An 18,897-nucleotide genomic window follows, 5' to 3' on the forward strand; every position below is an offset into this window, starting at 1 on the left:
GTGCGCCAAGACCTCACGATCGGATGCCTTCCTCCAGTGAACAGCGACGAACTTTCCACCCGTCTGGCCTCCTTGCACCGGCCGTTCCGGCTCATCGTGACGGGCGGAGGAACCGGTGGCCACACCTATCCCGCACTCACCGCGGTTCGCGAGTTGCAGACCCGGCTGGCCTCTCACGGATCGTCCCTCGACGTCCTGTGGGTGGGCACGGCCGAAGGACTCGAAGCGCGCGTGGCGCCGGCCGAGGGCATCCCCTTCAAGACGGTGCCCACGGGCAAGCTGCGTCGCTCCTCCAACCCGCTGGCCATGATCAACCGGGAGAACATGCGGGACATGGGTCGCGTACCGAAGGGTGTCGCGGAGGCCCGCTTGATCGCCGCCGACTACAAGGCCGACGTGATCCTGTCGACGGGCGGCTACGTCGCCGTACCGGTAGGGCTCGCGGCCCGCATGACGCGGACTCCGCTCGTGGTGCACGAGCAGACCGTGCGCCTCGGGCTGGCGAACCGCATCCTGTCGCGCTTCGCGACGGCCGTCGCGGTCTCCTCCGAGTCCTCATTGAAACTGCTGCCGGAAAGCGTGGCCACCTCAACGGTGGTGACCGGCAACCCTGTACGCCCGGCAGTCTTCACAGGAGAGCCCGAGAAGGCCGTGGCCTCGCTCGGGCTGTCCGGCTTCGACAGTGCCCTGCCCAGCGTGTACGTGACGGGCGGTGCACAGGGCAGCGCGCAGATCAACGGCATGGTCCGCGACATCTTGCCGTGGCTGCTGACGGTCGCCAACGTCATCCACCAGTGCGGAGCGACGACGCTGGAGCAGTCGCGCCAGTTCGCCGAAACGCTCCCGGACGGGCTGCGCGGCCGGTACTGGGTGAGCGACTTCGTCGGGCCGGAACTGCCCGATGTCCTTGCCCTGGCCGATGTCGTCATCTCCCGCAGCGGCGCCGGCACCATTGCCGAGCTGACCGCACTGGGCAAGCCGTCCGTTCTGATCCCGCTGGCATCGTCAGCCGGGAACGAACAGGAGCACAACGCCCTGCACCTCCAGGAGGCCGGGGCAGCCGTTGCTCTGACAAAGGAAAATCCCGAGGGACTGCGGCGGGTGCTGGAACCGCTCATCACCTCCCAGCAGCACCGGGAGCACATGGCCGAACGAGCAGCTGCCCAGGGACTGCCTGACGCGGCGGCCAGGCTGGTCGACCTGCTGCTGAACGTCGGGCTGGCACGCTGAGACGACAGCGGAGACAGCTGGGACGGGCGGGACAGCGGGAACGGGCGTGGGCGCCGGGGCGGGCGGGACCGTGCGCCGAGGGATCCGGCGCGCCCTCCCAGAACGGCGGACCTTATTTTGTTCAGATTCGGCACAAAGTGAGGATAGGGGCCTCGGTCCCTCGGTACAAGGCATCCGTACGGGGCGCCGTACCGCCTTGGGATCATGGGAGACTCGCCTCCATGGACGGCAAGGGGACCACCACCCGGACAAGGCTGGAGAGAGGCCGCGGCGCGCTCGGCCCGGCACTGGAACTGGTTCACACGGGCCGCGCGCCCACCCGCGCCGTGCTCACGGCGGAACTGGGCGTGACCCGGGCCACGGCGGGCGCCGTCGCCGCCGAACTGGAGGCCCTCGGCCTGATCCTGGTGGACTCCAGGCCCGGCGCGGCCGCCGGATCGCAGGGGCGGCCCTCGCACCGGCTGTCCGTGGACGAGAGCGGACCCGTCGCGCTCGCCGCCCAGGTGCACGCGGACGGCTTCCGGGTCGCGCTGGTCGGGCTCGGCGGCCGTATCGTCGCCACGGCGCCCACGCGCGGTACGGTCACGGCCGACCCCGCGCAGGTGCTCGGCGAGGTCGTCGAGGCGGGCGCCGCACTGCTGCGGGCCGGCGGACACCGCTGCGTGGGCGCGGGTCTCGCCGTACCGTCGGCGGTCGCGGAACCGGAGGGCACCGCCCTCAACCCGCTGCACCTCGCCTGGCCGGCCGGGGCCCCGGTGCGGGAGATCTTCGCCGAGCGGGTGCGCGCCGCTGACATCGAGGGCCCCGCCTTCACCGGCAACGACGTCAACCTCGCCGCGCTCGCCGAACACCGGCACGGCGCGGGCCGGGGCGCCCAGCACCTGCTCTGCGTCGCCACCGGACATCGCGGGGTGGGCGGCGCGCTGGTCCTCGACGGCCGTCTGCACAGCGGCAGTTCGGGCCTGGCCCTGGAGGTCGGCCATCTCACGGTCAACCCCGAGGGGCGCCCCTGCTACTGCGGCAGCAAGGGCTGCCTCGACGTCGAGGCTGATCCGCTCGCCTTCCTCACGGCGGCGGGCCGCGCCCCGGGGCCCGAGGTCTCGCTGCTCCAGCAGTCGCGCGATCTGCTCCGTACGGAGTACGCGGACCCCTCCGTGCGGGGAGCCGCGGAGGAGCTGATCGACCGGCTGGGACTCGGGCTCGCCGGCCTGGTCAACATCCTCAACCCCGACCGGATCATCCTCGGCGGGCTGCACCGGGAACTGCTCGACGCCGACCCCCAGCGGCTGCGCGCCGTCGTCGCCGACCGCAGCCTGTGGGGCCGCAGCGGCGGTGTGCCGATCCTGCCGTGCACGCTCGACCACAACAGCCTGGTCGGCGCGGCCGAGTTGGCGTGGCAGCCGGTGCTGGACGACCCGCTGGGCGCGCTCGCGCGATAGCGCCGGCGCCCCGGCGCCCCGCCGATCCGACTTGACCGGCCCCGTACTTCCCGTCCGTACTTCCCGGGGGGTACGGGTAGGGCCGCCGGAGGGACGACGCGGCGGACCTCCTCGGGGAGCGAGGCTCGGAAGCGGCAAGGAAAAAGGCCGCGAGAACCTCTTCGAGGAGCTGAATCACCATGAACACGCTGGCATTCCACGGCGGACCGGGCCCATGGATTCTTCTGTTCCCGCTGTTCTGGGGGGCTGCCGTCTTCGGTGTGATCACCCTGCTGCGCCGGGCCGGTCGGCCTGGCGGTCGCGGTGGGCGCGGTGGTCGCGGCGGCGGCTTCCGGGGGCCGTGGCAGGCGCCGGGGCCCGCGCACGACGACCAGTCGCCGATCGCGATGCTCGGCCGCCGGTTCGCGGCCGGTGAGATCGACGAGGACGAGTACTGGCGCCGGCTGTCCGTGCTGGACGAGCAGTTCGGCCGGGTGGGCAAGGCGGGGCCCGCCTGACCCCGTCGTCGCTCCGGTGACCCCCCGCCGGACGCGCCCGGCCTCGTGCGGCGCGGGGCGTGCGGCGGGATGCGGTACGTGCGGTGCGGGGCGTGCGGTGGGATGCGGCCCGGTCAGCCGACCACGGTGGACCGGACCGCCCGGTGCCCGTGCTCGTGGGCCGCGGCGCCGAACACCGCCCCGGGGAACGGGCCGTCGGTCGTCGCGCCGTACACCGCGCGCAGCGGCACGGTCAGGGCGGAGGACGGCGCGGGCAAGGTGAACCAGATGCTCTTGCCCGTGTCGCCCCGGCCTCTGATGCCCCAGCTCTCGCTCACGGCCGCGATCAGCGCGAGCCCCCGCCCGCCGGTGTCGAGGAGGCCCGCGTGGTTGACCGAGGGCAGCCGCGGATCGTGATCGCTGACCGAGACGGTGAGCCGTTCGAGCAGCAGCTCGATGTCGACGGTGCAGATCTTGTCCGGCTCGGCATGCCGGTGGACGTTGGTGAGCAGCTCGGTGACGCCGAGCGCCGCGTGATCGATCAGCGGATCGAGATGCCAGTAGCGCAATTGCGCCGAGATGATTCTGCGGACCTGTCCGATCCGCGACGGCAGGGCATGGAGCTCCACCGTGCAGTGCCTGCTGGGAAGGCTGATCACGGCTGCGACTCCCCGAATGAGTCCGGAAGAAGACGAAGTTCGGATCCGCAACTGGTGCGCTGCTGATCCCGCCCGGCGGGGCTGGATCGTAGCGTCACCGCCGGTTAACCCTGAGTGATATGAGACCAGAGTGACTCAGGGGGTCCGACTTCGCAACTCGCGGGCCCGCACGGGCCGCCCGCCCGAAGGCCGGCTCGGCCGAAGGTCAGCTCGGCCGACGCAGCCCCGCGATGAGCACCTCGACCAGTTGACGTGCGTGGTAACCGGGATCGCTGTCCGCGCCGATGCAGAGGTTCCCGACGCCCCGCATCAGCTCCAGGGCGGTGAGATCGGAGCGGATCTCGCCGGACTCGACCGCGGCGTCGAGCAACTGGGTGCACACGGGCACGAGCCGGTCGAGGAAGTAGGCGTGCAGGGCGCCGAATCCGGAGTCCCCGGACCGCAGCACGGCGGCGAGTCCGTGCTTGGTGACCAGGAAGTCGACGAAGAGGTCGATCCATTGCCCCAGGGCGGCGTGCGGGGTCGCACAGGTCGCCAGCAGGGCCGGGCCCGCCTCGGCGCAGGCCTCGACCTGGTGCCGGTAGACGCCGATGATGAGGTCGGCACGCGTCGGGAAGTGGCGGTAGATCGTGCCCGTGCCGACACCGGCCCTGGCCGCGATGTCGCGTACCGGCGCTTCCACGCCCGAGGTCACGAAGATCGCGGCGGCCGCGTCGAGCAGGACCTTTTGGTTGCGCCGGGCGTCCGCCCGCTTGGGCCGGGCCGCCTGCCCCGCGCCCCCGTCGCGCTCGTTCACCGCGCAGTCCTCTCCGCCGCCGGGCCTGTCGGGCGGAACGATGGCCCGAATGGTTGACGGAGCGATGTTCCGCTTGCTTCATGATGCCAGACCGGAGCGGGCGGCCGGTGCCCCGTACGCGCGGGGTGGTCCTCAGTCGTGCCCCGCTCTGCTCACGGTCTCCATGAAGCGCCTCGCCAGCGCCGTCGCGTCCGGTCTCCGGCCGCGCTGCCCCATGGTCAGCCGGTAGCGGATGCCGTTGACGGTGGCGACCGTGCTGCCGCTCCCCGCGAACCACGGCCGCGCCGCCCGCACGGCCCGCAGCGGGGCGCTGTCGATCACCCGGCCGTAGCTGGTCAGCAACGCCAGCCTGCCGTCCTGGATCAGCACCTGACCCGCCGTGGTGAGCGAGCGGGGCCACCGTTCGATCAGGACTCCACGCGCGTTGAACTCCGGCTCCGCCATGGCTTCTCAGCCCCCTCCGTGCCATTCCCTGCGAATCCCTGTAAATCCCCTCAAGGCAGTGTGCACAAGTATCCGGCCGCGCACCAGGGCACCCTTTCCCCAGCGCTTCAGCGGCGCCGCGACAGCGCGCGCGCCCGGCTCAGGCCGTGCCCGCGCGCGCCTCCCCAGAAGCCATCCCTATGGATCCCCAAAGTCGCTGTTTGCGCAGGTGGTGGCGGTACGGTGCGGTTGGGGGCCGGATCGGGGAGCGAGGAGCGCCGCACATGACGCACAGGGACGGATCGGCGTCCGCCGACGGCCGGGCCATGGCCACCGTCGACGTGGACCGCAGCGATCCCGGCTACCGCGCGTGGCTCAAGGAAGCCGTACGCAAGGTCCAGGCCGACGCCAACCGCTCGGCCGACACGCACCTGCTGCTCTTTCCGCTGCCCGAGGACTGGGGCATCGATCTCTACCTCAAGGACGAGTCGACGCATCCGACCGGCAGCCTCAAGCACCGGCTGGCCCGCTCGCTCTTCCTCTACGGGCTGTGCAACGGCTGGATCCGCCCCGGAAAGCCGGTGATCGAGGCGTCCAGCGGCTCGACGGCCGTCTCCGAGGCGTACTTCGCGAAGCTGATCGGCGTGCCGTTCATCGCGGTCATGCCGCGCACCACCAGCCCCGAGAAGTGCCGGCTGATCGAATTCCACGGCGGGCAGTGCCACTTCGTGGCCGAGGCGCGGATGATCTACGAGGAGTCGGCGGGCCTGGCCGCCGGCACCGGCGGCCACTTCATGGACCAGTTCACCTACGCGGAGCGCGCCACCGACTGGCGGGGCAACAACAACATCGCCGAATCGATCTACCAGCAGCTGAGACTGGAACGCTATCCGGAGCCCGCCTGGATCGTCGCCACGGCGGGTACGGGCGGCACCTCGGCGACCATCGCGCGCTACGTCCACTACATGCAGCACGACACCCGGATCTGCGTCCCCGATCCGGAGAACTCCTGTTTCTTCGAAGGCTGGACCCGCCACGACTCCGGCGCGCGCAGCGAGCGCGGCTCCCGCATCGAGGGCATCGGCCGGCCCCGGATGGAGCCGAGCTTCGTTCCCGGCGCCATCGACCGGATGATGAAGGTCCCGGACGCGGCGAGCGTGGCCGCCGTACGCGTCCTGGAGCGGGCCATCGGCCGCAAGGCGGGCGGCTCCACCGGCACCGGCCTGTGGAGCGCGCTGAGGATCGTGGCGGAGATGGTCGCCGCCGGCGCCACGGGCAGCGTGGTCACGCTGCTCTGCGACCCGGGCGACCGCTATCTCGACAAGTACTACTCGGACACCTGGCTGGCCGAACGCGGCCTGGACATCGCGCCGTACACCGTCACGCTCGACCACTTCCTGGCGACGGGGTCCTGGCCGGGCTGACCTCCGGACGGACTCCGGACGGACTCCGGACGGACTCCGGACGGACTCCGAACCGCTCCGACGCGCTCGGGCGGCGGCGGACATCCGAGTGGCCCGCCGGGCGATCGTACGGTCATACTCCGGGCCATGGCTTCAGAGATGATCAACGCGGCGTCCGCCGGCACCTGGGAACTCGGCGACCTGAAGGTCAACCGGATCGGATTCGGCGCGATGCGTCTGACGGCGAGCGCCGACGGCACCCCGAGCGACCGGGAACGGGCGACCGGAGTCCTGCGCAGGGCACTCGAACTCGGCGTGAACCACATCGACACCGCCGCCTTCTACTTCTCCCCGCTGCGCTCCGCCAACGAGCTGATCAACCGGGCGCTGTCCCCGTACCGGGAAGGGCTGGTCATCACCACGAAGGTCGGCCCCGGCCGCGATCCCTCGGGGGAGTGGGTGTGGGCCACCCCCGAGCGGCTGCGCGGCCAGGTGGAGGAGAATCTGCGTCAGCTCGGCCGCGACCATCTCGACGTGGTGAACCTGCGCCTGCCGCGCAGCGCCCAGGACGCGTCGATCGCCGCGCACTTCGGCGCGCTGTCCGAGCTGCGCGACGCGGGGCTTATCCGGCACCTGGGGATCTCCCACGTCCGCGCCCACCACCTCGCGGAGGCGACGGCCATCGCGCCGGTGGTCTGTGTGCAGAACGCGTACGGGATCGGCGCGCCCGCCGAGGAGCGCGCGATCCTGCGGTCCTGCGGGGAACAGGGCATCGCCTACGTGCCGTTCTTCGCCATCGCGGGGGCCGGGCGCGAGGCCGGGGCGAACGGGCCCGAGAGCGCGGAGACGCTCGCTGTCGCCCGCGCGCACGGCGTGTCTCCGGCGCGGGTCAGGCTGGCGTGGACCCTCCAGCAGGGGCCGCATGTGCTGGCCATCCCGGGCACCGGTGATCCCGATCACCTGGCGGACAACGTGGCTGCCGGCGCGCTGCGCCTCACGGCGGACGAAATGGCGCTCCTGGACGGCGTGGACCCGGTCCGGGACGGCGCGTGAGCCGCGCGGCACATGAGTGAGCCGCGCGACACCGGCCGGTCTCACAAGGGGGCCACTGGTCTCATACAGCTTCGTCGTCCATACTGCCCGCCGTGGAGCAGCGCATAGATCCGAAGATCCAGCCCGAGTTCGCCGTGGGGACAGATCCGGCATACATCCCCGGACTGACCGCCCCCCGCCCCGGGGCGGCGGGGACCGCGACGGAGGAGAAGACGGATCCGGCCGTGGAGCCGGAACCCGAGGTCTCCGTACCCGACGACGCCACGGCAGCAGCCACGGCCGCCCCCGAGACGGAGCCGGAGGACACAACAGAGCCGGAGGACAAGACAGGGACAACAGAGGAGCCAGAGGCAGCGAAGGCAGCGGAGTCGGAGGCTGCGGAGACGGCGGAGACAGCGGAGGCGGCCGAAGCCGAGACCGCGGACGGCCCCGTTTTCGAGGCCGGCGACCGGCGGGGTTCGATCACGGCCGACCGCGAAGGAGTCCGGTTCCGGCTGGACGAGGAAGAGGCCGACTTCCGCTGGGACGAGATCGGGGCGGTGGAGATGGCCACCCCCCGGTTCCCCCGGCGGTTCACCGTCACCGTCCATGTGTCCGACCGCCGTTGGTTCACCGCCGAGGTCGAGGCGGCGGACCGGAGCAGTCTCAAGGAGTGGACGGCCGGTCTCGACAAGGTCCTGGACGCCTACTTCGAGGAGTCCTGACCGGAGTTCGCCCCCGGGGCCCCCGGGGACCACTCGGGCCACAGGGTCCGCCCACCGGCTGATCAGCCGTCAGTACGGCCTGCCGGGCCGCCTGCTGACTGCCCGTCAGGACCGGCCTCCGGGCGGTCCCCGGGGCGGCCGCGCAGCAGGCGGTCGACGGCGCGCCCGAACACCGCCCGTCCGGTGCGCGCCGTCAGCGGATCGAACAGGCGCGGCAGCCTGCCGACCCGCAGGTCCTCCTCCCAGCACACCCGGGTGACGCCCCCGCCGTCCGCCGCCCCGTGGCGTACCCGGATCTCGGCCCAGCCCGTGACGGCCCTGCCGCGCTTCTCCAGGCGGCAGCGGCCCGGCACCCCCGGCGCGGGCGGCTGCCAGTGGACGACCTCCATCGGGTCGTCGAACGCGGCCGGGCCGAGCCCGCTGCGGGCGACGAAGCGCGTCCCGACCCGAGTGGGGCCCGGGGTCACGACGGAGATCCTGGTGAACGGGACCCCGTTCGCGTGCGCTGGCCAGTCGGTGAGCCGCCGCCATGCCTCGTCGGCGGGGAGCGGGCTCGTACGGTCGATACGGAAGACGCTCACGCGGCGATCGTAAGCCGGACCACGCCCGGTGCCTGGTGCACCGCGCCCGTCGTGCCGCGCCCGTCCGGCCTGCGCGTGGCCTACGAGCGGCCTGCGCGTGGCCTGCGCGTGGCCTACGAGCGGCCCGCGTCCGCGTCGGCTCCCGGGCCCGCCACCACCAGCCCCGGCAGGTGCTCGGTGATCTCCTCGCGGGCCTCGTCCGGCAGTCCCGCGTCCGTCACCAGTGTGTCGACCTGGTCGAGCCCGGCGAAGGAGCTCAGCCCCACCTTGCCCCACTTGGTGTGGTCCGCGACGACCACCACCCGGCGGGCCGACCGCATGAAGTGCCGGTTCGTCTCCGCCTCGCCGAGGTTCGGCGTGGACAGACCGGCCTCCACCGAGATGCCGTGCACCCCGAGGAAGAGCACATCGAAGTGGAGCGAGCGGATCGCCTGGTCGGCCACCGGACCGACCAGCGAGTCCGACGGCGTGCGCACCCCGCCCGTCAGCACCACCATGGCCGCCCCGGGGCGCACCGCGCCCGCCCCGCCCATCTGGAGCTGCGCGGTGTGGAAGACGTCCGCCACCCGCGTCGAGTTGGTCACCACGGTCAGCTCGGGGACATCCAGCAGATGGCGTGCCAGCGCGAACGTGGTGGTCCCGCCGGACAGCGCGATGGCGCTCCCCGGCTGTACCAGGGCCGCCGCCGCGCGGGCGATGTCCTCCTTGGCGGTCAGCTCCAGCGCGGACTTCGCCTCGAACCCCGGCTCGTGCGTGCTCGCCTCGACCACCGGCACCGCGCCGCCGTGCACCTTCTCCACAACGCCCTGCCGGGACAGCGCGTCCAGGTCTCTGCGCACCGTCATGTCGGAGACATTGAGCCTGCGCGTCAGCTCGTTGACGCGGACCCCGCCGCGCCGGCGCACCTCGTCCAGGATCAGGGCGCGGCGCTGCTCCGCGAGGAGGCTCTGGTTGTCGCTCACCGCCGGGCGTGTCCTTCCGCTTCGTCCATGGGGGACACATCCTCGCACGGGGATCCGACCCGCGCCCCGGTGGTTGCCGGTGGCGGGGGCCGGGGAGATTCGGTGACGACCGGGTGCGCGACGGCTGTCGTCGGCGATTCTGGTGGGCCGCCGTGCCACCGTTCCGTGTCCGCGACCGCCTGTCCTGTCACTGCGAGAGCGAGTCCCCGAAGTGCCCCCTGAGACAACGGATCCGGAGACAGCAGAGCCGGAGACAGCAGAGCCGGAAACGTCAGAGCCGCAGACAGCGCGTCCGCGGACACCGGAGCCGCGCGGCGGCGGAGCCGCCCTCGAACTGCTCGTCCACGGCGTCGGCGGGGCCACCCCGCAGCAGATGCTCGACGATCCGCGCGCCGTGCGGATCACCGGCGACGAGACGGCAGCCGTGTACCGCCGCCCCGACGACGTGGACGCCGAGCTGCACCCCGAGCGCTACCGCGACCGGCCGATCCCGGAGGCGTACTGCTGGTCCCACCTCACCTCGGGCAACGGCTCACGGGCGCTGTGGCTGCTGCTGCTCCCCTTCATGGTGGTCAACCTCGCCCACTGGATGCGGCCGGCCACCAAGGGCCTCGGCAAGTCCCAGCGGCTGTACGGGGTGCTGGTCCGGCTGGTCGCCCTCACCCTCACCGTCCTGCTGACGGCCGCCGCCTGCGAGGTCGCGCTCGACCTGACGGCGTGGCAGTGCGCCGGCTCCGCCGAGTGCGTCGCCCACCGCTCCTGGCTCGGCTTCCTGTCGGCGGACCGGCACGGCTGGTGGTCGCAGCCCGGCCGCAGGCTCGCGCTGGCCGCGACGGTGCCCACGGCGCTGGTGGGGCTGTTGTGGTTCCTCTCCAACCGGACCTGGAGCGCGTACGAGGCCCAGCGCCCGCCCGGCGACGCACGTCCGAGCGTCCGGATCAGGCCCACGGCCCCCGAATCCGCCGCCCCCGACCCCACGGCCCCCGACCCCGCCTCCGCCGCGTCCGCGTCCGCCGCCCCCGAGCGGCCCGCCTCCGAGGCCGTACGGCCCGCACTCGGCCGGCCCGGCTTCTGGTACGGCCGCAGGCTCGTCGCCCGGCTGCGCGCCGCGCACACCGCCGCCGGATTCCTCACCGTCGCCGCCGCGCTCACCGCCGCCGGAGCCGCCCAGGACCGGCGCGCCGGAAGCCTGCCGCTGGCGGCGGCCGGCGTACTGCTCCAGGCAACGCTGCTGTGCTGCGCCGCCGTTGTCGTGTGGGTGGTGTGCGGCAGGGGCCGCAGCGAACGCCGGCGCGACGGCTCCCTCGACGGGCTGCTGACCACTTGGCTGCCCGAGGGCTCGCTCGCCGTACTCGCTCTCGCCGTCGTGTACGCGGGCTGGTCGCGGCCGGACTGGGTCTCCAGCGGCGCCGCCCCCGGCGATCAGGTCTTCCGGGTGCTCGCCCTGGCGCAAGTAGCGCTGATCGTCGCGCTCGTGGTGATCGCCCGTCGCCTGCACCGCCGCGTGCCGCAGCCGCGCACCGCGATGCGCGGCCTCGGCGGGCCCGCCGTCGCGATGCTCGCCTGCGCCCTGGGCGGGGTGATGACCGGCGGGGTGGCCCAGCGCGTCGCCGACTGGCTGGACGGGGGCGCCACCCCCGGCATGGGCGGCGGCGTGATCCCCGGCCCGCCCGTGCTGCTGAGCTGGCAGGCGTCCGTCATCCCGGTGCTGCTCGTCATGCTGCTGGTCCCGGCTGGCGTGCTCGCCGTCCGGACCGCGCGCACCGCCCGCGCGCTCGTGCCGGTCGTCGAGGAGGAGTACGGCCCGGTGCGCGGCGACACCCTGCGCAGCCGCCAGGTGGCGGGCGCCCGCGCCCGCGCCGCGCTCACCGACGCCGTGCCCCGGCTGGTGGGAGTGATCGCCGGCTCCTCCCTGCTGCTCGGCGCCGCCGCCGTCGCCGGATCGTGGCTGAGCGGCGAGGTGCCGGGACAGGCCGCGCAGGGCACCGACTCGTTCGTCGAGTCCGTGGCCGACACCGCGCAGGCGATCGGCTCCTGGCTGATCGGGCTCGGCTTCATACTCTTCGTCACCTGGGGCCGCCGGGCGTACCGCGACCCCTCCGCCCGCCGCACCATCGGCATCCTGTGGGACGTGGGCACCTTCTGGCCGCGCGCCGCCCACCCCTTCGCGCCGCCCTGTTACGCCGAGCGCGCCGTCCCCGACCTGACCTGGCGCATCGTCGCCTGGACCGGCCGCACCGGCGGCAGACTGGTCCTGTCCGGCCACTCCCAGGGCAGTGTGCTGGCCGCCGCCGCCGTCTGGCAGCTGCCGGCGACCACCCGCCACCGCGTCGCGCTGCTGACGTACGGATCGCCCCTGGAGCGGCTGTACGGCCGCTGGTTCCCCGCGTACTTCGGCGGCGGCCAACTGGCCCAGCTGTCGGGCGAGGTGCACTGCTGGCGCAATCTGTGGCGGGCCACCGACCCCATCGGCGGGCCCGTCAGGGTGCCCGCCGACGGAGAGCGCCCCGAGGTCGACCGCGGGCCGCTGACCGACCCCTCGGCCTACAGCCGTACGGTCGAACACCCGCTGCCCGAGCCGATCCTCGGACACTCCGACTACCAGGCCGATCCCGTCTTCGCCGAGGAACGCGCCGCGCTGCTCGACCGGTTGCCGCCGCCCCTGCTGCCTCCGCAGCGCGACGAGCGGCGCGCTCAGGAGAGTTCGGGCAGATCGTCCGCGTAGAGCAGGGTCAGATCGTCGGTGCTGGTCTCCGGCAGCTGGGCCACCCGGCCCGCGTGCCGCTCCACCATCGACTCGAACGTCTGGCGCGCGGTACGGCCGTTGCCGAAGGCCGGGCCCTTGGGAAGGGCCGTGAAGTACGTGAGCAGCGCCTCGGCCGTCCCCTCGCCCAGCCGGTACTCCTGCTCGTCCGACTGCTGCCGCACGATCCGCAACAGCTCGTCGGGCTCGTAGTCGCTGAAGGTGATGGTCCGTGAGAAACGGGACGCCACACCCGGGTTGACCGTCAGGAAGCGTTCCATCTCGGCGGTGTACCCGGCGACGATCACCACCACGGCGTCCCGGTGATCCTCCATCAGCTTCACCAGGGTGTCGATGGCCTCCTTGCCGAAGTCCCGTCCGGAGTCCTCGGGGGACAGGGCGTACGCCTCGTCGATGAACAGCACCCCGCCGCGCGCCCGGTCGAACGCCTCCTGCGTACGGATCGCCGTCGATCCGATGTGCTCGCCGACCAGGTCCACCCGGGACACCTCGACGAGATGGCCGCGCTCCAGCACCTTCAGGGAGTGCAGGATCTCGCCGTACAGCCGGGCCACGGTCGTCTTGCCGGTGCCGGGGTTGCCCGTGAAGACCAGATGGCGGCGGACCGAGGCCGCCTTGAGGCCCGCCTCCTTGCGGCGCCGGCCCACCTCGATCATGTCGGTGAGCGCCCGCACCTCGCGCTTGACGCTCTCCAGGCCGACCAGCGCGTCGAGTTCGCCGAGGACGTCCTCGGAGTCGCGCGCCGCGGTCACGGGCGCGCTGTCCGCCGCCGTGACGGTGGCGGGGGCCGGCGGGAGCGCGCCGAGGAGCCCCGGAGAGGTCTGCGTCGCCGTCAGTGTGGACGGCGCGGTGGAGGCCGGGGAGGACGTGCCCAGGGGCGGTGGGGCCAGCACGCCGCTCTCGTCGCTGGTGCAGTCCTCGGCGGTCGGCCCGTCCTCGGCGAAGTCGTACCCACCGCGCGCGCACCGCTCGGTGCGGCACCGGGTCAGCGTCGTACGGCAGCCGTCCATCACATGGAAGCCGTAGCCGCCACTGCCCGTCACCCGGCAGCTGTGGAAGGTGCCCCGGCCCTCGGCGGAGACGTAGAAGCCGGCCTCGGCGGCCGAGGTGACCGTGCAGCGCTCGATGGTGGGGTCGGCGCCCTTGGTGACGATGACACCGGTCTGGACGGTGTCGATCGTGCAGGAGTTGAGCGTGCCGCCGCTGCCGTGGTCGCGGAACCAGGCGCCGGTGGACGCCTCCCTGATCCGGCAGTCGTCGAGCTGCGCGGTCGCGCCGTCGCTCACCGACACCGCCGTGTTGCGCACCTGGGAGATGTCGCTGTCGACCACATCGGCGCGGGAGCCGCGGTCGAGGACGAAGAGCGCGTCGGGCACGTCGTGCACCCGGCAGGAGTCGAGCACGACGGTCGCGCCGTCGCTGATCCAGACGGCCGGGTAGTCGCCCGTACTGTCGTGGATCTCGCACTGGTTGGCGTCCACCCGGGTGCCCGGGTCCCAGACGGAGAGCCCGTTGCGCCCGAAGCGGCGCACCGTGGAACGGGTCAGGGTCAGCACCGAACGGGAGCGCAGGTCGACCGCGTTCTCCGGGATGTCGTGGATGTCGCAGTCGGAGAGGGTCAGCACCGCGTCGGTGTCCAGGGTTATCCCGTCGGCCGACGTGCGGTGCACGGAGGAGTCGGTGAGATGGGCGGCGGCGCGGGACGCGATCTGTACACCGGTGCCCTTGATCTCGTACACCTCGCAGCCGATCGCCTCCAGACCGCTGCCCTCCCCGGTGACGGAGAGCCCGGAGCCCGAGGCGTGGTGGATCCGGCAGCGCTCCAGCCGGGGGTGCGCGCCGCCGCGCACGGAGACACCGGCCTGTCCCGCGGCGACGATCTCGCACTCCTCGAACACCCCGCCCGCGCCGTCCAGCACCCCGATGCCGACCCCGGCCGGGTTGTCGACCGTGCAGCGGCGGACGGTGGGCCGGGCGGCGCCGCGCACCTCTATGCCCGCGGCGGAGCGGGTCACGATCCGCAGATCCGCCAGGTCGGGGGTGCCGTCCTCCACCAGCAGCGCGGGGGCCGTCGCGTCCTGGCCCTCCACATGCAGGTCCTGGACGGTCGCCGAGGCGCGCACCGTCAGGGGTACGCCGTCGGCGGGCGCGATACGGACGGAGCCGAGCGAACCCTCCGGGCCGCGCAGCGTGACCGCCCGGGTGACCACGAGGTTCTCCCGGTACGTGCCCGGGGCGACGGTGAGTATGTCGCCGTCGCTCGCCGCCTCCAGGGCCGCGGCGAGGGAGGCGTACTCGCCCGTGCGGCGGCGCCAACGGGATGTGCCGGTGTGCGTCACCTGGACCGTGCCCTGTGCCATGGCGTTGTTCTGTCCCCACCTCGTGCGATTGCCCGTGCCGTGCCGTTCCGGGTGCCTGCCCCGTTTCCCGGCCTGGGCTGCGGACCGGGCGGCACCACCGTAGCGCGCGTGGCACCGCGGAGTTGACGCGAGAGCCGGGTCCGGCCCGGCCGACAGCGGTACCGGACGGCCGGCTCAGCTGCCCGCCCCGGTGCGCCCCCAGTCGGGACCGGCCTGCGCCCACGCCCGGTCCAGCCGCTCGTACCGCCGTTGTACCAGACGCCATACGATCAGCCGTCGGCCGCACTCCACCAACACGACCGCCAGCGCAGCCGATCCGAAGCCGCCGACGGCGGCGTGCACCCGCGCGCCGGTCGCGGTCAGCGGGGCCTGTGCCTCGTCGCCGCGCCGGTCGGTCCAGAAGCCGAAGGTGTCGCCGGGGTGCGGATCACGCAGCGGCGAGGCGAGCGCACCGGTCCGGGCGGACCCGTCCGGCGCGCGCCAGGTGGCCACCACCCGGCGGCCCAGGTTCTGCTGTCCGGGCGACTCGGCGTCGTACACCAGCGGGGCGCGCTCCTTCGAGAGCGCGACCACCTCGGCCTTCGTACGGTGCCGTTGTTCCTGCTGGAGCCGTACGGTCTCGCGCAGCGTGGCGTCGATCGCGCCCCCGCAGAGCAGACCGACCGCCGGTGCGGCCAGCGCGATGAGCGCGGCGGCGGCCAGCGCCACCCACGCCTCGACAAGATCGGTGCGGCGGCACAGGGGGTTGCGCCGCCAGCGCCGGAGTCCCACGATGGTGCGCACAGATCCGCACCCCCTTCCCCTCTCCGTTGTAGCTCCGGGCCACGGAGAACGCGTGCGATGTCCGGCAAGAGAGAGCAAGCTCACCCGGTCGTCCGCCGCGCACGACGCACCGTCCGCCCAGCGGTCCGGCCGTCCCAACAGGCTTACCATGCGGCCCTGTTCCGACGAGGGGAGTGGCGGCGGGGAAGAGTCACTCCAGGACGCTCACCGGATCGCCCGCCCGCACGACGCCGGTGCGCTCGGGGACCAGGTTCTGGCCGAAGACCAGCTTGCCGTCGAAGCGCCGGTGGCGGCCCAGGGTGCGCAGCGGCTCCCGGCCGCGCTCGGCGGTGCGCTGGTCCGTGGTGGTGATGACACACCGCCCGCAGGGCTTGGCCACCCGGAAGGTCACCTCTCCGACGGCGACGCGCCGCCAGCCGTCCTCCGCCCAGGGCTCCGTACCGGCCACCACGAGATTGGGCCGGAACCGGTCCATGGGAAGCGGCCCCTCCGCCGGATGGTCTCCTTGCCGGATCAGGGAGTTGAGGGCGTCGAGGGACGCGAGCGTGGTGACGAGCAGCGGGAACCCGTCCGCGAAACTGACCGTCTCCCCGGGCCGCCCGTAGAGCGGATCGACGGGCCGGCGCCGGGCCGGGTCGTCGAGATGCACGAGCCTGACCTCCACCCCGAGGTACCTGCTCAGCCTGCGGTGCACATCGGGTGTGCCGGGCGCCGCCGGCACCGATTCGACCTTCGTCCCGAAAATATCCGCCACCGTCGTGGCGACAGCCGTGTCCTCACCCCCGGCCGCCCCCGCCACACCCCCTGCTCGCGGCACCGCGACCGTCAGCGGCTCCAGACCGGGCCCGGACAGCCGGACCCCGCCGTCCGGCCGCAACTCGGCCCCGATGAGCGCCAGCCGCGGCTGCTGGCGCTGTGTGACCACCTTCCCCGTACCGTCGATCAGCGTCCAACGGCGGTCCCCGGCAAGTCCCCAGGGCTCCACGGCGGCGCTGCCGGGCGTGTGTCCGGCCATCGACTTGACCGGATGGACCCACAAGGCGTGCAGAACGGCGTCGGGTGACTTCGGCATGACGCCATCCTGTCACCGGCCCCTGACCTCCGACCGGTCAGCACACCGAAGACCGCGGGACGCCGGCTCCCGTCAGTACCCCCGGCTCTGGTAGGGCCGGTTGTACGGGTCGTCGTACGGGGCGGGCTGCGCGGGCACCGGCCGGGGGGCGGCGGGGCGCATCGCCTCGTACCCCGTACCGGGCATCGGGCGCTGCGGCTGCTGCTGGGGCTGCTGCGCCTGCTGGTAGGGCTGGCCCTGGTAGCCCCGGGGAGCGCCCTGCTGGGGGATGTACGGCGCCGGTGCCTGCTGGAGCGGCATGGGCTGCGGCGCCGGCTGCTGCTGTTGCTGGTAGCCGCCGCCGTACGACGGCATGGACTGCGACGGACCCGACGGCAGCGCGGGGAGCGCGGCGGGCAGGGCCGGCAGGTAGCTGTTGTTCGTGTCGTACGCGGCGGGCACTCGGATCGGGGCGATCTGAGGCGTGCCCCGCTCCGCGACCAGGGAGTCGTAGATAGGGGTGTCCGGGAAGGACGGCGCGGAGTAGTAGCCGCCGCCGTAGGTGGAGCGGGGGGAGGTCATGCAACATAAGTTAAGCCACGGCGCACCGGGTTGGGGAGTCGGATTAGAGGCTTCTTTGGGGAGGTGTGGGTGACTTCGGATCCCCAATGCGAGCGAACTTGGGAAAATCGGTCGTCCTCACATGTTCGGATCGTGTAAAGGGCGAGCTGACGGGGGGTTACCGGCGGGTCCCGCCGGGGTCGGACCGCGGTCAGCCGATTAGGTTGGGGGGATGGAATCCTCGGACACCGCGACTCATGATGGGGGCGATCATGTCCATGCTTAAAGGAGCGAATCTTCCGGTGTCCGCACCGGCTGTGCGCGTCGAATTGGGATGGAGTTCAGGACCGGGAGTGCCGGATGTCGACGCCTCCGCGCTGCTCCTCGTGTCCGGCAAGGTCCGTTCCGACGCCGACTTCGTCTTCTACAACCAGCCGGAACACACCTCGGGGGCGGTGCGGCACGAGGGGAAACAGCCCGGTGGGGCGGGCTTCACCGACACCCTCGCCGTCGACCTCGCACGCGTGGAGCCCACCGTCGAACGGATCGTCCTGGCCGCCTCGGCGGACGGCGGCACCTTCGGCCGGGTGCCGGAGCTGCGGGTACGGGTGCTGGACGCGGCGGCCGGGACCGAGATCGCGCGGTACGAGAGCCGGGACGCGAGCGTCGAGACGGCGTTCGTCCTCGGCGAGCTGTACCGCCGCCAAGGGCAGTGGAAGTTCCGGGCGGTGGGACAGGGGTACGACAGCGGACTCGCCGGTCTGGCAACGGACTTCGGGATCTCGGTCGACGAGCCGGCCGCGCCGCCCGCGCCCGCCGCGCGGCCGGCCGCCGCGCCCGCCGCTCCGCCCGTACCACCGCCCTCCGCCCCCGCGTACGCGCCCACCCTGCCGTCGCTGTCGGTTCCCCCCGTACCGGCGAGCCCGCCGCCACCGGCCCCACCGGCCGCTCCCGTGCGGCTGAGCAAGGTGACGCTGACCAAGGAGGCTCCGTCCGTCTCCCTGGCGAAACAGGGCGGAACCTCGGGCAGCATGCGCGTCAACCTCAGCTGGCGGTCGCGCAAACAGCTCAAGGGCTGGGGCGCCAAACTCGGCGGAGCCTTCGCCCCGCAGAGCGAACTCGATCTGGACCTGTGCGCCCTCTATGAACTGACCGACGGCCGCAAAGGCGTTGTCCAGGCGCTCGGCAATGCCTTCGGCGCACTCGACAGAGCGCCCTACATCCATCTCGACGGCGACGACCGCACCGGCGGGTCCGACAGCGGTGAGAACCTCACCATCAACCTGGATCACAAGGACCGGCTGCGCCGCCTCGTCATCTTCGTCACCATCTATGAAGGCGCGAGCAGTTTCGCGGATCTCGACGCGACGGTCACTCTTCAGCCGCAGCACGGCGCCCCGATCGACTTCTCGCTCGGGGAATGCACCGTTCCCTCGACGGTCTGCTCGCTGGCGCTGATCACCAATACCGGCTCGGATCTCGTCGTCCAGCGCGAAGCGCGTTTTCTGGTGCCGGAACGCGGCGTGAGCCCGCAGCGCACCATCGATTACGCCTATGGATGGGGCATGAACTGGACACCCGGGAGGAAGTGACCTACGCCGAAAACCGGCCGGACACGGCGCGCCCGTGACCGGTCGGCCTACGCCCGCCCA

The 18,897-nt window shown here is 72.7% G+C and carries 17 protein-coding genes; 8 read left to right on the forward strand and 9 right to left on the reverse strand.

What is annotated here, in order from left to right; all coding sequences use genetic code 11:
• Positions 1-36 precede the first annotated feature (36 nt).
• The 3 genes from OG627_RS31585 to OG627_RS31595 all read left to right on the forward strand — a co-directional run bounded on the left by OG627_RS31585 (position 37) and on the right by OG627_RS31595 (position 3,166).
• Complete coding sequence (locus tag OG627_RS31585; RefSeq protein WP_329070980.1) at positions 37-1,230, forward strand: UDP-N-acetylglucosamine--N-acetylmuramyl-(pentapeptide) pyrophosphoryl-undecaprenol N-acetylglucosamine transferase; 1,194 nt, start codon at positions 37-39, stop codon at positions 1,228-1,230.
• A gap of 221 nt (positions 1,231-1,451) precedes the next feature.
• Complete coding sequence (locus OG627_RS31590) at positions 1,452-2,669, forward strand: ROK family protein (protein ID WP_329070982.1); 1,218 nt, start codon at positions 1,452-1,454, stop codon at positions 2,667-2,669.
• 179 nt (positions 2,670-2,848) lie between these two features.
• Positions 2,849-3,166 (forward strand): SHOCT domain-containing protein, encoded by a 318-nt coding sequence (locus OG627_RS31595; RefSeq protein WP_329070983.1) that lies wholly within the window; start codon positions 2,849-2,851, stop codon positions 3,164-3,166.
• Positions 3,167-3,279: 113 nt separating this feature from the next.
• On the opposite strand, the gene OG627_RS31600 is transcribed toward OG627_RS31595, so the two are convergent.
• The 3 genes from OG627_RS31600 to OG627_RS31610 all read right to left on the reverse strand — a co-directional run bounded on the left by OG627_RS31600 (position 3,280) and on the right by OG627_RS31610 (position 5,044).
• Positions 3,280-3,804: an ATP-binding protein gene (locus tag OG627_RS31600; RefSeq protein ID WP_329070985.1), complete on the reverse strand. Its 525-nt coding sequence runs from the start codon at positions 3,802-3,804 to the stop codon at positions 3,280-3,282.
• A 205-nt stretch (positions 3,805-4,009) separates the two neighbouring features.
• A complete protein-coding gene (locus tag OG627_RS31605) occupies positions 4,010-4,600 on the reverse strand; it encodes a TetR/AcrR family transcriptional regulator (protein ID WP_329070987.1) in 591 nt (196 codons plus the stop codon).
• Positions 4,601-4,732: 132 nt separating this feature from the next.
• On the reverse strand, positions 4,733-5,044 hold the full coding sequence (locus OG627_RS31610; RefSeq protein WP_329070988.1) for a hypothetical protein: 312 nt from the start codon (positions 5,042-5,044) through the stop codon (positions 4,733-4,735).
• Between the two features lie 263 nt (positions 5,045-5,307).
• On the opposite strand from OG627_RS31610, the gene OG627_RS31615 reads away from it, so the two are divergent.
• From OG627_RS31615 to OG627_RS31625, 3 genes are all read left to right on the forward strand, one after another.
• Entirely contained in the window at positions 5,308-6,447 is a 1,140-nt protein-coding gene (locus tag OG627_RS31615) for a PLP-dependent cysteine synthase family protein (protein ID WP_329070990.1), read from the forward strand.
• A gap of 126 nt (positions 6,448-6,573) precedes the next feature.
• Positions 6,574-7,479, forward strand: coding sequence for an aldo/keto reductase (locus OG627_RS31620; RefSeq protein WP_329070993.1), 906 nt, complete (start codon positions 6,574-6,576; stop codon positions 7,477-7,479).
• 92 nt (positions 7,480-7,571) lie between these two features.
• Complete coding sequence (locus OG627_RS31625) at positions 7,572-8,183, forward strand: hypothetical protein (RefSeq protein ID WP_329070994.1); 612 nt, start codon at positions 7,572-7,574, stop codon at positions 8,181-8,183.
• Between the two features lie 62 nt (positions 8,184-8,245).
• Here OG627_RS31625 and OG627_RS31630 read toward each other — a convergent pair whose 3' ends face one another.
• A complete protein-coding gene (locus OG627_RS31630; RefSeq protein WP_329070996.1) occupies positions 8,246-8,764 on the reverse strand; it encodes an SRPBCC family protein in 519 nt (172 codons plus the stop codon).
• Between the two features lie 113 nt (positions 8,765-8,877).
• Complete coding sequence (locus OG627_RS31635; protein WP_329070998.1) at positions 8,878-9,726, reverse strand: DeoR/GlpR family DNA-binding transcription regulator; 849 nt, start codon at positions 9,724-9,726, stop codon at positions 8,878-8,880.
• A gap of 211 nt (positions 9,727-9,937) precedes the next feature.
• On the opposite strand from OG627_RS31635, the gene OG627_RS31640 reads away from it, so the two are divergent.
• A complete protein-coding gene (locus OG627_RS31640; protein ID WP_443073574.1) occupies positions 9,938-12,451 on the forward strand; it encodes a hypothetical protein in 2,514 nt (837 codons plus the stop codon).
• Here the strand turns inward: OG627_RS31640 and OG627_RS31645 are convergent.
• The 4 genes from OG627_RS31645 to OG627_RS31660 form a co-directional block, all read right to left on the reverse strand.
• Positions 12,421-14,850 (reverse strand): right-handed parallel beta-helix repeat-containing protein, encoded by a 2,430-nt coding sequence (locus OG627_RS31645; RefSeq protein WP_329071000.1) that lies wholly within the window; start codon positions 14,848-14,850, stop codon positions 12,421-12,423. The two genes, OG627_RS31640 and OG627_RS31645, sit on opposite strands and share 31 nt — an antisense overlap.
• Before the next feature lie 174 nt (positions 14,851-15,024).
• Positions 15,025-15,633 carry an Rv1733c family protein gene (locus tag OG627_RS31650; protein WP_329071001.1) on the reverse strand — a complete coding sequence of 203 codons (609 nt, stop codon included), beginning with the start codon at positions 15,631-15,633 and terminating at the stop codon, positions 15,025-15,027.
• Between the two features lie 190 nt (positions 15,634-15,823).
• Entirely contained in the window at positions 15,824-16,705 is an 882-nt protein-coding gene (locus OG627_RS31655; protein ID WP_329071002.1) for an MOSC domain-containing protein, read from the reverse strand.
• Between the two features lie 72 nt (positions 16,706-16,777).
• On the reverse strand, positions 16,778-17,266 hold the full coding sequence (locus OG627_RS31660) for a DUF6643 family protein (RefSeq protein ID WP_329071004.1): 489 nt from the start codon (positions 17,264-17,266) through the stop codon (positions 16,778-16,780).
• A 251-nt stretch (positions 17,267-17,517) separates the two neighbouring features.
• Here OG627_RS31660 and OG627_RS31665 point away from each other — a divergent pair, with 251 nt between their 5' ends.
• A complete protein-coding gene (locus OG627_RS31665) occupies positions 17,518-18,837 on the forward strand; it encodes a TerD family protein (protein WP_329071006.1) in 1,320 nt (439 codons plus the stop codon).
• Positions 18,838-18,897: the final 60 nt, after the last annotated feature.

It is taken from the genome of Streptomyces sp. NBC_01429 (assembly GCF_036231945.1).
Taxonomy (GTDB): domain Bacteria; phylum Actinomycetota; class Actinomycetes; order Streptomycetales; family Streptomycetaceae; genus Streptomyces.

Excerpts from the sequence above, each read along its gene's own strand:
- OG627_RS31610 (WP_329070988.1), bottom strand. The coding sequence starts at position 5,044 with ATGGCGGAGCCGGAGTTCAACGCGCGTGGAGTCCTGATCGAACGGTGG.
- OG627_RS31615 (WP_329070990.1), top strand. The coding sequence starts at position 5,308 with ATGACGCACAGGGACGGATCGGCGTCCGCCGACGGCCGGGCCATGGCC.
- OG627_RS31645 (WP_329071000.1), bottom strand. The coding sequence starts at position 14,850 with ATGGCACAGGGCACGGTCCAGGTGACGCACACCGGCACATCCCGTTGG.
- OG627_RS31665 (WP_329071006.1), top strand. The coding sequence starts at position 17,518 with ATGTCCATGCTTAAAGGAGCGAATCTTCCGGTGTCCGCACCGGCTGTG.
- OG627_RS31590 (WP_329070982.1), top strand. The coding sequence starts at position 1,452 with ATGGACGGCAAGGGGACCACCACCCGGACAAGGCTGGAGAGAGGCCGC.
- OG627_RS31620 (WP_329070993.1), top strand. The coding sequence starts at position 6,574 with ATGGCTTCAGAGATGATCAACGCGGCGTCCGCCGGCACCTGGGAACTC.
- OG627_RS31655 (WP_329071002.1), bottom strand. The coding sequence starts at position 16,705 with ATGCCGAAGTCACCCGACGCCGTTCTGCACGCCTTGTGGGTCCATCCG.
- OG627_RS31660 (WP_329071004.1), bottom strand. The coding sequence starts at position 17,266 with ATGACCTCCCCCCGCTCCACCTACGGCGGCGGCTACTACTCCGCGCCG.
- OG627_RS31595 (WP_329070983.1), top strand. The coding sequence starts at position 2,849 with ATGAACACGCTGGCATTCCACGGCGGACCGGGCCCATGGATTCTTCTG.